This window comes from Bacteroides salyersiae (genome assembly GCF_031172035.1).
In the GTDB taxonomy this organism is placed as follows: domain Bacteria; phylum Bacteroidota; class Bacteroidia; order Bacteroidales; family Bacteroidaceae; genus Bacteroides; species Bacteroides salyersiae.
The window spans coordinates 1,385,292-1,399,708 of record NZ_CP133452.1 but is presented as its reverse complement, the minus strand read 5'-3'; the positions used below and the strand labels follow the sequence as shown (position 1 = coordinate 1,399,708).

The window sequence follows — 14,417 nt, the reverse complement described above, 5'->3', positions numbered from 1 at the left end:
TAAAATTGCAAAATACAAGCAAAAAATAGAAAATTCGTAGTAACAGCAGGGGCAATATCCATGGAATAGAACCTCCATACCATTTTATGGAACAGATATACCGATTAAGGTAATGACAACCTATCAGAAGAAATTCGAAAAGTAATTATAAATAAGAATGGAAAAACCTCACAGAATTAAGTGCTGAAAACAGCCGATTCGCTAACCGGCACAAGCAAAAAACAATAGGGAATTAGACAATAAGTCTAAGAAACAAAAAATTCACTGCTCCTATCAGTTATCCAAAAACTAAAATTGTAATGATTTAAACAAAACGGCAGGTTGCTTAAAAGTAAAAACAGAGTTTCTTTTACAGTAAAGATAATACACAGGGTAAACAAAACACACAGAGCTGGCTATCAGCACATTAGATGAATACATTTTTTTCCCGTAGAGAATCAGGTCGTTTCTCTACGGGAAAAAGATAGTTCCTCTACGAGAAACGATACTTTTCTCGTAGAGGAACTATCTAAAAGTCCATAAGATATGACAAAGGGAGTAAAATGAGAAAGTAAGCCCCAACCTCCCTTGTAAAGATAAAGGCAATTACCCTTTTCTCACACGTTTATAAGAACGATGTCCGTATATAGTTACCACCACAAAACAAATAAATGGAAGTATAAACGAAAGATTCACCGCCGGCATTCCAAATAAAGCATGCTGATCAATGATACTTGCCTGCAACGGAGGTAAAACCGAACCGCCTAAAATAGCCATAATCAACCCGGCAGCGCCAAATTTGGCATCATTACCCAAACCTTGAAGAGCTATTCCGTAAATAGTAGGGAACATCAATGACATGCATGCCGAAACACCGACCAAACAATACATACCTCCGATATTCTGCAGGAAAATAACTCCCGTTGTGAAACAGCAGGCGGCAATAGCCAAAATCTTCAGCAGTAGTCCGGGATTGAGATAACGCAGTATAAAAGTACAGACAAAACGGCTCACACAAAAAATAACCATTGCTATTATATTGTATTGCTGAGACAAAACTTCCGCAGCCTGTTCACTCATCCCTTGCGAGGTAAACAAACGGGTACCGTATTGAATGATAAATGTCCAACACATGATTTGTGCACCCACATAGAAAAATTGAGCAATCACCCCTTCACGATAATGATGAATGGAAAAGATACGCTTCAACGTAGGCAGAAAATCGATGGAATGAGACTGGTCAGCGTTTTTGGGCATCTTCACCATACGGATCAGCAATAGCATAACCAGAATGACAATACCGATTACCAGATATGGAGCAATCAGTACGGCCAAGTCCGAATCACGCATCGCCTCGAACTCGGTTTGAGACAACTGAGCCCGTTCGGCAGTATCCATCGGATTCAGACGGTTCTGGATAAAATTCATCGCCACATACATGCCTAATAATGACCCCATCGGATTGAAAGACTGGGCCAGATTGAGCCGACGCGTAGCCGTCTCCTCCGTGCCCATCGACAGGATATACGGATTAGCACTGGTCTCAAGAAAGGAAAGTCCGCAAGTCAAAATAAAATAGGCAATTAAAAAAGGATAATAATTTCCGGTCATCATGGCAGGAAAGAAAAGGAGAGCACCGAATGCATACAGCCCCAATCCCAACAAAATGCCGGCCTTATAAGAATACCGGCGGATAAATATAGCAGCCGGAAAAGCCATTGCAAAATAACCACCATAAAAAGCGACTTGCACCAATGCGCCATCCGTCACACTCATACGGAATATCTTGGAGAAAGCTTTTACCATAGGATTGGTTATGTCATTGGCAAATCCCCAGAGTGCAAAACAACTGGTGATGAGAATAAAAGGAATAAGATAGCTGACGCCGTCTTTGCTCAGGATAGAAAAGCGTTTGGTGTTATTCATAATGGTATAAATTCGTTAGGATATAAACTCGTTTGAGGTTGTTCGTAAAAATAAAAGGTTATTCGTATAAATGGAACATACGTTCCATCGGTTGCCATTTTTGTGCGGAAGTAGATCCGGGAGTCACAAGTTGGAAAATCGCCATATAATCTTCCCATTCCTGCTGGCGGGGCAAAGTGGCAAGCCGTTCCATTGCCGTGTCCCAATCAAAATCGAGTGCAGTCTCGACTATCATAAACAAACGTGTATCCAAAATGTAAATTTCCATTTCAAGGATACCGACTTCCCGGATACCGGCGATAACTTCCGGCCAGATTTCCGCTTGGCTGTGGCGTCGGCGATACTCGGCTATCAGCTTCGGATCGTCACGCAGATCCAATGTCCGGCAATATCGTTTCACCGGTTGATGATGCTCTTTAGCCGCATAACTTTTAATAGATGTTTCCATGGTTTTATTTTTATCTGTCCCTTTAAATAATTTCTGTAATTTCATCACGTGTCTTAATCTCCCCACACGCCAAAGCTTGCACAAGGATATTTCCAATAGCAGTGGCCTCAACAGGACCTGCATACACCGGAATGCCCAATGCTTCTTCCGTCAGGCGGTTGAGAAGGCGGTTACGACACCCTCCCCCTATGATATGAAGTTGGGTAACAGGTGACGGTAACAAGCTGTTTAACTGAGTGACTCCTTGTTTATAACGTTGCGCGAGCGATTTAAGTATACAAAGAACATATTCACCACAAGTTTTTGGTACGGCAAGGCGATGTTCACGGCAATAATCGGCAATTGCTTTCTCCATATTCAACGGACTTTGAAAGACCTCGTCATCCACACGAATAATTGAATCGATTTCCGCATTCTCCGCAGCAGTTATCAGAGTTTCGTACTCCGCATCTTCGCCTCGTTCTTTCCACTGAGCTATAAGTTGCTGCAAAATCCACAAGCCTGTGATATTCTGCAAAAAACGGATTTTACCTCCCACGCCTCCTTCGTTGGTAAACCCTGCCAAGCGGGCCTCTTCGGTAAGGATAGGTTCGTCTAATTCAACTCCAAGAAGCGACCAGGTTCCTGAACTCAGGAAAGCTTTTCGGGTATTAACACCACCGGTGACGGCAGGCACTGCAAATACGGCGCTTGCAGTATCGTGCGAACCTACGGCAACCACATCGACCTCACCATTCATACCGATCTCTTCAGCAATATCGGCTTTCAGTTTTCCCCGTACGGTTCCGGGCATTACTATTTCTCCGAAAAGACGTTCGGGTAAACCCAAACTGTCTATTAATGGATAGTTCCAAGTACGCTTGCGGGCATCGAGCATTTCGGAGGTGGAAGCAATGCAATATTCATTATTTGCCACGCCTGTCAGAAAGAAACTGAAAAGATCGGGCATAAACAGCAACTTATCTGCAAGTTCCAATTGTACATCCCCGTTCTTTTTCATACTGTAAAGCTGAAAAAGCGTGTTAATAGGCATCACTTGAATACCGGCCTCCGCATAATGACGGGAAATATCCATATGCCCGAACAGTTCTTCGGGTAATCCATTCGTGCGCGGATCGCGATAGCAAACCATATTGCCCAACAAATTGCCTTGCCTGTCTATCAATCCGAAATCGACCCCCCAAGTATCGATTCCGATACTTTTTATGGAATATCCTTTATGGGCAGCCAGACGAAGCCCGGTTTTCATTTCACCGAACAATGCAAGGAAATCCCAATAAATATAGTTCCCCATCCGGATTTGCCGGTTGGGAAAACGATATACTTCCTCCAGTGTTAACCGCCCGTTGTCGATGGTGCCGGCCATCACTCGCCCGCTACCTCCACCAAAATCCACTGCTAAATATGTATTCATAGCTCAACTCTTTTCTAAATAATAAGGAGGAGAAAAAGAGACTTGGAAATACATCCCCATTTTCCCCTCCTTTTCATCTTATTATTTAGTCTTCTTACCCAAAACGTAAGTCTCGAGATCATCAATCTCTTCGGGCGTCAACACGGTATAATCACCGCCGGACTGGATAATAATGCGACATGCCATCTCGAAGAACATGGCACGTTCAAAAGCTTCGTCGAAGTCTTTTCCACATACCACTTGTCCGTGCTTTAACAGTAATACCGAATTGTGGTCTTTCAATCCATCTATCACCCCTTGTGCCAATTCTTTCGAACCGGGACGATAATAAGGAACTACCGGCACTTCTCTGCCTACATGACAAGGTATTTCGGCCGTTACATTCAAATTAGTGGGACGATTCTTCATACAAGCCACCGCAGTAGCATAATGAGACTGGAAATGAAGCACCACATTCACATCGGGACGCTCACGGAGAACACCGAAATGGAAACCGCTCTCCATAGATGGCTTCACACCATTCAGCACTTCTCCCGTCGACAGTTTACAGATGGAGACCTTTTCTTTGGGCAGAGAAGGCACCCAAGAGCCTGTACCGGAAATCAGCACTTCATCCCCTATACGCCAGGAGATATTACCGCTACTGCAAATAGTAAGTCCGGCATCGCCTACACGATGAGCCTGGGCTATAAACTGTTCTATCTGTTCATTCGTTATCATAATGACTACAATGCTTTTTTATAAAGTTCAAGTATTATTTCTTTGCTCACTTCACGGGGATTTCCCGGGGTACATACATCGGCAAACGCCGCCGTAGCCAACTTATCCAGATCTTCTTCTTTTATTCCCAATTCGGATAAATGCTGCGGGATCCCTACACGGACAGAAAGTTCCCGGACTGCCTTGACCGCCGCAGCAGCGGCTTCTTCACGAGTCATATCCGGCGTATATACATTCATAGCCTTGGCTATCTCTACATATTTATCGAGTGCCGCAGGAGCATTGAACTCCATCACAATAGGCAACAGCAAGGCATTTGCTACACCGTGAGGTATATCGAAAATAGCTCCCAACGGATGTGCCATGCCATGCACAACTCCCAAACCTACATTAGAAAACGCCATACCGGCAATGTACTGGGCAACCGCCATACCATTACGGGCTTCGGCATTGGATGGCTCATTGACAGCCGTCTCAAGATAACGGGCAATCATTTCGATCGCTTTTATCTCGAACATATCGCTCATCTCCCAGGCACCTTTCGTTATAAGTCCTTCAATGGCATGCGTCAAAGCATCCAACCCGGTAGAAGCTGTCAGTCCTTTGGGAAGGGTATACATCAATTCGGCATCTACAACGGCAACTACGGGAATGTCATTGGGATCTACGCAAACCATTTTCTTTTCATTGGCTTCATCGGTAATCACATAATTAATAGTAACCTCGGCCGCCGTACCCGCCGTAGTAGGCAAAGCAATAATGGGAACAGATTTGTTTTTCGTATCTGCCACCCCTTCCAGAGATACTACATCACTGAATTCCGGATTATTGGTTATAATACCGATCGCCTTGGAAGTATCGATCGATGAACCGCCACCGATTGCAAGAATAAAATCGGCACCCGAAGCTGCAAAAGCCTGTAGACCAGCCTTGACATTAGCTACGGTAGGATTCGGTTTGACATCACTGAAAACCTCGTATGGAACAGAAGCTGTTTCAAGTACTTTCAACACTTTATCGGCCACCCCGAATTTAATAAGATCCTTATCCGTAACGACCAGAGCCTTATGCAGCCCCAAACGGGCGATCTCTTTCGGGAGCACTTCCCGTGCTCCCGGTCCGAAGTATGAAACTTCGTTTAATATAAATCGATTAATCATTTTATTCCATTATTTATAAATAGGACCATAAACAGCACATGCTCTGTAATCCGCTCCTTCTTTCTCCATACCGAAAGCATTCCATGCGGCCGGACGGAAGATGGCGTCTTCTTCGACATTGTGCATACATACAGGAATACGCAACATAGAAGCTAATGTGATCAGATCCTGTCCGATATGCCCATAACTGATAGCACCATGATTGGCCCCCCAATTGTTCATTACCGAATAAACATCTTTGAATGCAGGTTTATCACACAAACGGGGTACAAACCAAGTGGTCGGCCATGTACGATCCGTACGTTCATCCAGCAAACGGTGAACTTCCGGATCAATCTCTACCGTCCATCCCTCGGCAATCTGGAGTACCGGGCCTAATCCTTTAATCAAGTTCAGACGTGTCATCGTAACAGGCATGCCTCCTTTGGATAAGAAATTGGAAGAGAAGCCGCCGCCACGGAAATAATCACGGTTAGCAGGATACCAGGTAGTAGCTTCCAGACATTTCTCCATCTCTTTTTCCGTGATCTCCCAGCAAGGTTTCATCGCCGGTTCACCTTTCTCATCGGTTTGCTGACCGGTTCCGTCGAGCGTTGTAGCACCGGAATTGATCAAGTGAATAATACCATTGGCAGCCATGCCTGTAAGTTCTTTTCCTGTCACGCGTTTTACCGCTTCGGGGCTCCAATAGGTACGCACGTCCGAGAATATCTGCGCACGGTTTGTCAACAGATGCCCGAAGAGCATCGCTACGCCGTTACAGGCATCATTTTCGGTAGCTACCACATAAGCTTCACGAATACCGTTCCAGTCAAAAGAGGTATTCAATAAGGCTTCCGAATAATCCCCGTTAGGATAAAAGTCGGTCCATTGGCGTTGCCCCTGGAATCCGGCAGCGATGGCATTGTGCCCTAAAGCCTCTTCTTTGAAGCCCATCTCACGCAGTTTCGGATTTCCCTGCATCAAATCGCGCATGATAATAGTCATCTTGACAATGAATTCCCAGTCTTCGTCTTTCTGCTCACGGGTTTTTGTTTTCTCCGGAAGGTTGAAGTCTTTTCCTTCGTTCTTCTTACAATACTTTTCGGTCCAAGCCATTGCTTTGGCGAACTCTTCTTTATCATAAATACCCTCTGTCATGCGACGGATGATTTCTGTGAGGTCGACAGACTCATTTCGCATACCGAGATATTCCTGGAAGAAATCCGGATTAACGATAGAACCGGCAATACCCATGGAAACACTACCCATAGAAAGATAAGATTTTCCTCTCATAGTAGCTACCGCCTGGGCAGCACGGGCAAAACGCAATATCTTTTCGGCTACATCGGCAGGAATGGAATTATCATTCAGATCCTGTACATCGTGTCCGTAAATACCAAAAGCCGGCAGGCCCTTCTGTGCATGTCCTGCCAATACGGCTGCCAAATAAACGGCTCCCGGACGTTCGGTTCCGTTAAATCCCCAGACCGCCTTCGGGTAATACGGGTTCATATCCATTGTTTCGGCTCCATAACACCAGCAGGATGTCACGGTAATGGTTGCCCCCACCCCTTCACGTTCGAATTTCTCGGCACATGCAGCACTTTCGGCCACACGTCCGATCGTACCGTCGGCTATCACACACTCTACCGGAGTACCGTCTCCGTTTCTTAAATTTGTAGAGATCAATTCGGCTACGGCTTTAGCCAGATTCATTGTCTTTTCTTCAAGACTTTCACGAACACCACCCTGACGACCATCAATGGTAGGGCGAATTCCAATTTTCGGATACTTTTTCATATTCTTATGATTTAAATAAGTAAAACATTTCCATCTGTACTGAACTGTGCTGAAACATAGGAATAAAAAATCCTATAAAGATCCTCTTAAACGTATCTCGGTAGGCAAATACGTATGTATCTGCTTGCCGGTAAGGATAAAATCGGCTGTCAATGTCCCCATCTTTTCCCAATCGATACTCAGCGTAGTTATTCCCCTGTCTATCACTTCATAAGCAGGAGTTTCATTATAGGCCAACAAGCCGAAATCAGTTCCGCAAACCAAACCTTCTATCCGGCTTTGTTTGATGATATGTACCACATCGACCTGTCGGATAGCGATATAAACCTCGCCTTCGCGCACTTTCATTCCTTCCACATCCTCCCTCACTTCGCACATGAATTCCCGGTCGGCACAAAACTTCCGGAAACTGTCACAAGTGCTCCGGGGGTGCTTTGTCCCTTTCACAAACAACAAAACGAACCTTTTATAGTGCCGCAACCGATCGGCCAGTTGCAATAATGCCTGATAAAAAGAATCATCGAAATCCTGACATATATAAGAATAATCTTTCTTGTCGAACTTGCCGAAGTCGAGCAATAAGAGTTTGGAAGAGTCTATTTTATAAAGATTAGGAGAGAACTTTTCGTTATCGAAGTTCATAACAACGTATTTATTATACCGCCCCAAGGATTCACGAAGAATAGCATTGAACAGGCTCTCATTATATTGGTGAAACCATAAATCGACCTTATAACGGGAAGACAAATGCTTGATAATGCTATTGTAAAGGGTGTCTTTAAATGGGGAATATTCATCAAGCAACAACAATATGCTTTTCTGCCTGTTTACCACATAATACCCTTTTCCGGGGGTGGAATCGATAATTCCCCGTTCTTTCAAATCGATGAAAGCTTTGAAAACCGTATCACGTGATACCTTATAATCCCGGCTCAACTGATTGATAGAAGGCAAAGCATCGTCTACCTTATATCTACCCATTGAAATATCTTGGCTGATGAGATCGGCCAATTGCTTCACTTTGGTTGTTTGCTGTCCGAATATAATCTCCATATCTACAGATCAAAAGGTTTTCAGAAAACGTCCGGCAACTATGCTGAACCATCCTGCTGCAAAGAAAAGTAATTTATTTAAGATCAACAAGAATAAAAAATATGTTTTGCAACACAAGATCGAGGATAATCGTATAAAAAAACATCCTGATACCTTTTATTCATAGTATCAGGATGCAACTATATTTCTTAAAATCAACAGATTGATTTTATTTATTCGGTGTATTCCACTTTTTTGTTTCCGAGCAGGTTATATTCAGCGTTTGCTTTCCTGTTTGAATTCTGAAATCTCCTTTTTCCAGTATCCATCTACCATCATAGCCTACAAAAGCCAAATCGCTGCCTTTTACTTTCAATGTAATGGTTTTCGTTTCACCCGGTTGCAGTTCTACCTTTTCGAAAGCACGAAGACGGCGGATATCAGGAGTCAAGGAAGCCACCAGATCACTACTGAAAAGCAGAACACTCTCCTTACCTGCCTTATCACCGGTATTGGTCACATCGACCGTAAAAACGAGTTCATCACCGGCAGTAAACGAAGGTTTATTCACGCTCAGACGATCATAGGCAAAAGTCGTATAGCTAAGCCCGTAGCCAAAAGCCCACTGAACAGACATCACCGCATCATAATCATAAGCTCCCTGCATCTTCTCAAGGTCTTCACACGGTTTATAATCATAAGTCACCAAAGAATTGATATCTTTAGGATAAGTATAGGGCATCTTCCCACTGAAATTGACATCGCCGGCCAAAAGATTAGCCAGTGCATCGCCCCCGTAATTACCCGGCAACATGATGTTGACAACCGCCTTTACCAACGGCTCTATCTCATTGATAATACGCGGACGCCCCTCATTCAGAATCAGAATTACCGATTTTCCGGTAGCCGCCAGAGCTTTCACCAGATTCAACTGGTTTTGTGAGAGGAAAAGATTAGTCAGGTTGCCCGGTGTTTCACAATAAGAATTTTCACCGACACAGGCCAGAATATAGTCCACTTCCGAAGCGGCAGCAACCGCTTTTTCTATTTTCGGAGCATTCTCTTCCCAGTAAGCACCTTTCTGCTTATAAGTCACTCCTGGTTCGTATACCACATTTCCCACACCGAATTTTGCCTTGAATGCTTCAAGGATCGTATTATACTCACCGGCAAACCTATCTGCCTTATGGCCTTGCCAGGAATAAGACCATCCGCCATTCAGCGTACGCATCGAATTGGCATTCGGTCCGGTAATCAATATTTTCTTTCCGGAAGCAAGTGGCAGAATCCGATCCGCATTCTTCAATAGGACAAGTGATTCCTCTGCCGCCAGCAAAGCAGTTGCAGCATGCGATTTACTCGCAAATTCCGGGTATTCCGAAGGATCCCAATATGGCTTGTCGAACAGCCCGAGACGGAATTTCATGCGCAGTACCCGGCGTACAGCATCATCAATGCGGCTCATAGGAACTTCACCTTCTTGCACAAGTTCTTTCAGATAATTACAGAAACTCCATTCATAAGGCACCATAGACATATCGATACCGGCATTAATAGCCATTTTTACGGCTTCTTTCTTGGAAGCGGCCACTTTGTCACGGGTATACAGGTTGTTTATATCCGCCCAATCCGTTACGATGAGCCCGTCCCAATTAAGGTCTTCCTTCAGCCATTTCGTCAAAAGTTCATAATTGGCATGAAAAGGAAGCCCGTTGTTCATAGCAGAATTCACCATAACAGACAAAGCACCGGCTTTCACAGATTCCAGAAAAGGGGCAAAATGCTTTTCACGCATCTCCTGCACCGTGATAGACGATGGCGTACGATCTTTGCCGGATACGGGGACACCATAACCCATATAATGTTTCAAACAGGCAGCTACCCGATTGGGACCTATATGGTTCGGATCCTCGCCTTGAAAACCAATCACAGATTCACGTCCCATCTCTGTATTGACGTAACAGTCTTCTCCATAATTTTCCCACATACGAGGCCAACGGGCATCACGGCCAAGATCCACAACGGGCGCGTACGTCCAAGGAATGCATCCGGCTTTTGTTTCGTAAGCCGATATCTCGGCTCCTTTCCGTACCAGTTCACGATTGAATGTAGCCCCCATATTGACGCCCTGCGGAAAGAAAGTTCCACCGGCCGTATAGGTGGTGCCATGTATCTGATCGACGCCATACACGCAGGGAATTCCCATAGACTTTATCGATTCTTCCTGAATTCTTTTGATAAGAGTGGCCCAGACCTCCTTCGTCTGTGCTTCGCCATAAGGTACATTCAGTATAGATCCCACTTTATATTTACCGATCACGGTATCGAGCATGGCTTCATCAAAAGTAAAACCCGGTTGCCCTGTTGTTTTCTTATCAGTCAACACATCGATCGTCAATTCGGTCATCTGCCCTATTTTCTCTTCCAGAGTCATCTTTTCGAGCAACTTCTCAACCTTATCCTCTATCACTTTATCAACAGGAATAGCCGGGGAGATTATCGTATTCTGTGCAAAAACAGACCATGCAAATCCTGCGAATACCAAAGGAAATAATAGTTTCTTGTTCATGTTATCAATTTGATTTGTAGTAAGCCGTACACCGGATATCGTTATGATACGTGAGCAAAGATAATACAATGTACCCGATATAATATTGCCGAAGGAGATAAACTTGAATTCCACAAGCAGGAATTCGCAGCGTCAGGCGGTAAATATCCAGCCAAAAGCATAAGAAGTATTTGACAAAGACAGGAACAGAAACATAGACAGCGAGAGTCTGCACAGATCCCTTACGCAATTCTGAAATGCCTTGCTTGCCGCCATTACAGAGCGGAAGGGGCTCCAAGAGCTGGAAATACGAGGCACAATCACCATATTCACATAAAGCATAATCGAACATTGACAATCCCCCCTTCCGCACGCAAACACTGATGAACAAGGGGAAGCGTAAGGGGTAAGGAATCAATTCAAGTTTCTATTCCATACTTTTAATTCCGACTTCTGTACCTTTTGCAAACGAACAAAGCCTTTATTATTTTTTTGATAGGTATTCGCTACGATTCGCTATGATTCGGACATTCCTATACCGGTAATCACAAATAAAATCAGTACCTTTACACCGAAATTTTAAAAGAATCGTTATGGCACATCGTCTGAACACTAATAAGCAATTTATGGTAGGCAATGGTATTCTGGCATTCGCCGTTATTTTTGTTGTAGTCATCTTTGTCTATATGAGTATGAGGCTGCAACGCGAAAAACAGGAAGAACGCCACTTCATAGAAACTTACACGATCCATCTTACCAAAGGATTCACCGGTGATTCGCTCTCACTTTTCATCAATGACAGTCTGATAATAAACAGACGAATAACCGAAGAGCCCTTCGCAATCGAAGTAGGCCGATTTGCAGAGCAAAATGCGCTGATGATCGTCGATAATCTGACAGACGAACTGTCTACATTCGACTTAAGCGAAAAGGGGGGCAGCTACCGCTTTGAAAAAGATGCCGACGGAATTAAACAACTCTCCCGTTAGACGTTGCCATCCTTTCAAATCTCCGTCTTATAATTTTTCAATTCTTCGCGTAGCGCAAGCGCTTTCCCATCGGTCAACGAATCGAGTAACGACCAGAAACGATCGCCATGGTTCATCTCACGCGTGTGGCACAATTCATGAAGCAGCACATAGTCTATTAAATGCTGAGGCAACAAAACAAGAAAGTAAGACAGGTTGATTGCCTTACGAGCCGAGCAACTCCCCCACCGTCCACGGCTGGAATTGATTTTCACACTCTTGTAAGGAAGGTTATGCCGGCCGGACAGCATGTACAGTCGTGGCGGAAGAATGATTTTTGCATTTCTTCTCAGCGCTTCCTCAATGACCTTATGCAACCATTCCTGCAACTTACTATCAGTAAAATCAGCAGTCGGGGGACAAACGATACGCATCTCTCCTAACTCCGAATGCGCCAGAAAACGATCACGCTCACCGGCTACCAAAGACAGCTTAAAATATTCCGTCTCAATCCGGTAATCCAAATCTATCGATGGGCGAGCAGTCTTCTCCTTGAAGCCACGCAATTTCACACGCAATTGATTGATAGCATCGGTGATCTCGGCAGATGTGGTTCCGGGAGGTACGCTTACATAAATGGCATCACTTTTCGTCCGGAAAATCAGCCGCTTGGCACGTGGATTAACACGTATCACCAAAAGCCCCAATTCTTCATCTTCAAGTATCTTATCTATTTTTTCCATACACCTGCAAATAAACAAATATTCTGCGGGAAGAACAAATACAACAGACTCAAAAAAAAGTAGTACCCGATGCAACCTTTTTGAAAGAGTCTACGTCTAATAAACAGAAACCTCAAAAAAACTTATAAGATGAAAGCAAAATTAAACGTATTCTTAATCATATTCCTGACTGGATTACTGACCGGTTGTACCTTTATCTCAGAAAGAGCGGAAGGCATAGCTCCCTGCAAAAATTACATCACACGGGATTACCAAATAAAAGATTTCAATTCCATAGATGCCACTACGGTAGGTGACATTTATTATACCCAATCTACAGATGGGAAAAGTTCCCTGCAAATCTATGGACCGGATAATTTTGTCAAGTTAATACAGGTATCGGTAAAAGGTAATACTCTGATATTAGCTATGGATAAGCATAAGAAAATAAAGAATGCCAAGAAACTCAAAATAACCATCAGCTCTCCGGATCTGAACCGGATCCAATTTAAAGGCGTAGGAAACATTCACATCGATAATAAGTTTGTTACCGGCAGGCTCGACATCGAAAGCAAAGGAGTCGGCGACGTCAATGTTCAGGAACTGGACTGCCAGAATCTGACCGTAAACTCGATGGGAGTGGGTAACGTAAACCTAAAAGGGAAAGTAGTCAACGCCAATCTCAGTTCTAAGGGTGTAGGCGATGTAGAAGCAACGGATCTGGAAGCAACACACGTGAAAGCCTCCTCCAATGGAGTGGGCAATATCTCATGCAATGCTACCCAATCTTTAGACGCAGCCGTCAAAGGAGTAGGAAGTATTAACTATAAAGGAAATCCTGCACAAAAAACATTCAGCAAAAAGGGTGTGGGAAGTATCAAGGGTATTTAAATATATAAAAACATGAAATCAATTTCAATTTCTTCATTCGCTGCAATTTTACTGATCTGGACAATAACTGCCTGCTCGCCCAGCAATCGGGTGACCGGAAGCAATAACTACATAACCAAGCAGATCAAAGTAGAGAAATTCAACGGGCTACAATTAACAGGAAGCCCGGATGTTATTTATAAACAGGCCCAAGGAAAGCCTTCTGTAGAGGTATACGGCCAAGATAATATAGTAGAACTGCTGGATATCTATGTGCAAAACAATAGCCTGACCGTAAAATTCAAAAACAACACAAGCATACAGAACAGGGGAAAATTGGAAATAAGAGTTTCCGGTCCTGCACTCAACCGAATAGCCTTATCGGGTTCCGGTGATATCAAACTTGTAAACGGAATACAAACCGACGATAATTTAAGTATTAAAATACAAGGTTCGGGAGACATTGCGGGAAACAAAATAAGCTGTAATTTGTTATCATTATCCATCAACGGGTCGGGAGATATTTCCCTTTCCGGAATCTGCAAAAATGCCGAATACAGTATCAACGGTTCAGGAGACATTCAAGCTTCCGAATTGGAAACAGAGAATGTAACGACCTCTATCAATGGTTCGGGAGATATAAGCTGTTATGCCACAGAAAGCTTGAAAGGGCGTGTCTCCGGCAGTGGTGAAGTAGCCTACAGAGGAGAACCACAAATAGATTTCTCCAAAAAGGGACTGCGTAAATTATAAAATTCTCTCTTTACATATAACTTTATCTCTCTAACAGAGATGGAAAAAGGAAGTTTCCGTGAGGCAACTTCCTTTTCTCTTTAATGCCATTCTCT

The 14,417-nt window shown here is 43.8% G+C and carries 12 protein-coding genes; 3 read left to right on the top strand and 9 right to left on the bottom strand.

Annotation, left to right across the window (positions count from 1 at the left end; translation table 11 throughout):
- Nucleotides 1-585: 585 nt before the first annotated feature.
- The 8 genes from fucP to RB604_RS05160 all read right to left on the bottom strand — a co-directional run bounded on the left by fucP (nucleotide 586) and on the right by RB604_RS05160 (nucleotide 11,030).
- Nucleotides 586-1,905 carry an L-fucose:H+ symporter permease gene (gene fucP, locus RB604_RS05195; RefSeq protein ID WP_005927413.1) on the bottom strand — a complete coding sequence of 440 codons (1,320 nt, stop codon included), beginning with the start codon at nucleotides 1,903-1,905 and terminating at the stop codon, nucleotides 586-588.
- Between the two features lie 58 nt (nucleotides 1,906-1,963).
- Nucleotides 1,964-2,353 (bottom strand): L-rhamnose mutarotase, encoded by a 390-nt coding sequence (locus RB604_RS05190; protein ID WP_005927415.1) that lies wholly within the window; start codon nucleotides 2,351-2,353, stop codon nucleotides 1,964-1,966.
- Between the two features lie 22 nt (nucleotides 2,354-2,375).
- Complete coding sequence (locus tag RB604_RS05185; RefSeq protein ID WP_007479277.1) at nucleotides 2,376-3,767, bottom strand: rhamnulokinase; 1,392 nt, start codon at nucleotides 3,765-3,767, stop codon at nucleotides 2,376-2,378.
- Between the two features lie 81 nt (nucleotides 3,768-3,848).
- Nucleotides 3,849-4,487, bottom strand: coding sequence for a class II aldolase/adducin family protein (locus RB604_RS05180; protein WP_005927419.1), 639 nt, complete (start codon nucleotides 4,485-4,487; stop codon nucleotides 3,849-3,851).
- A 5-nt stretch (nucleotides 4,488-4,492) separates the two neighbouring features.
- Entirely contained in the window at nucleotides 4,493-5,647 is a 1,155-nt protein-coding gene (fucO, locus tag RB604_RS05175; protein ID WP_005927421.1) for a lactaldehyde reductase, read from the bottom strand.
- 9 nt (nucleotides 5,648-5,656) lie between these two features.
- Complete coding sequence (gene fucI / locus RB604_RS05170; protein WP_007479280.1) at nucleotides 5,657-7,429, bottom strand: L-fucose isomerase; 1,773 nt, start codon at nucleotides 7,427-7,429, stop codon at nucleotides 5,657-5,659.
- Nucleotides 7,430-7,501: 72 nt separating this feature from the next.
- Entirely contained in the window at nucleotides 7,502-8,482 is a 981-nt protein-coding gene (locus RB604_RS05165) for a GntR family transcriptional regulator (RefSeq protein WP_007479281.1), read from the bottom strand.
- Nucleotides 8,483-8,690: 208 nt separating this feature from the next.
- On the bottom strand, nucleotides 8,691-11,030 hold the full coding sequence (locus RB604_RS05160) for a glycoside hydrolase family 3 N-terminal domain-containing protein (RefSeq protein ID WP_055293269.1): 2,340 nt from the start codon (nucleotides 11,028-11,030) through the stop codon (nucleotides 8,691-8,693).
- A 572-nt stretch (nucleotides 11,031-11,602) separates the two neighbouring features.
- On the opposite strand from RB604_RS05160, the gene RB604_RS05155 reads away from it, so the two are divergent.
- On the top strand, nucleotides 11,603-11,998 hold the full coding sequence (locus RB604_RS05155) for a hypothetical protein (protein ID WP_005927434.1): 396 nt from the start codon (nucleotides 11,603-11,605) through the stop codon (nucleotides 11,996-11,998).
- Nucleotides 11,999-12,012: 14 nt separating this feature from the next.
- Here RB604_RS05155 and RB604_RS05150 read toward each other — a convergent pair whose 3' ends face one another.
- Nucleotides 12,013-12,711 carry a YgjP family zinc-dependent metalloprotease gene (locus tag RB604_RS05150; protein ID WP_025819011.1) on the bottom strand — a complete coding sequence of 233 codons (699 nt, stop codon included), beginning with the start codon at nucleotides 12,709-12,711 and terminating at the stop codon, nucleotides 12,013-12,015.
- Between the two features lie 138 nt (nucleotides 12,712-12,849).
- Between RB604_RS05150 and RB604_RS05145 the strand changes: the two genes are divergently transcribed.
- Nucleotides 12,850-13,590 (top strand): head GIN domain-containing protein, encoded by a 741-nt coding sequence (locus RB604_RS05145; RefSeq protein WP_055293267.1) that lies wholly within the window; start codon nucleotides 12,850-12,852, stop codon nucleotides 13,588-13,590.
- A gap of 12 nt (nucleotides 13,591-13,602) precedes the next feature.
- Complete coding sequence (locus RB604_RS05140; protein ID WP_055293265.1) at nucleotides 13,603-14,322, top strand: head GIN domain-containing protein; 720 nt, start codon at nucleotides 13,603-13,605, stop codon at nucleotides 14,320-14,322.
- The last annotated feature ends 95 nt before the right edge of the window (nucleotides 14,323-14,417 follow it).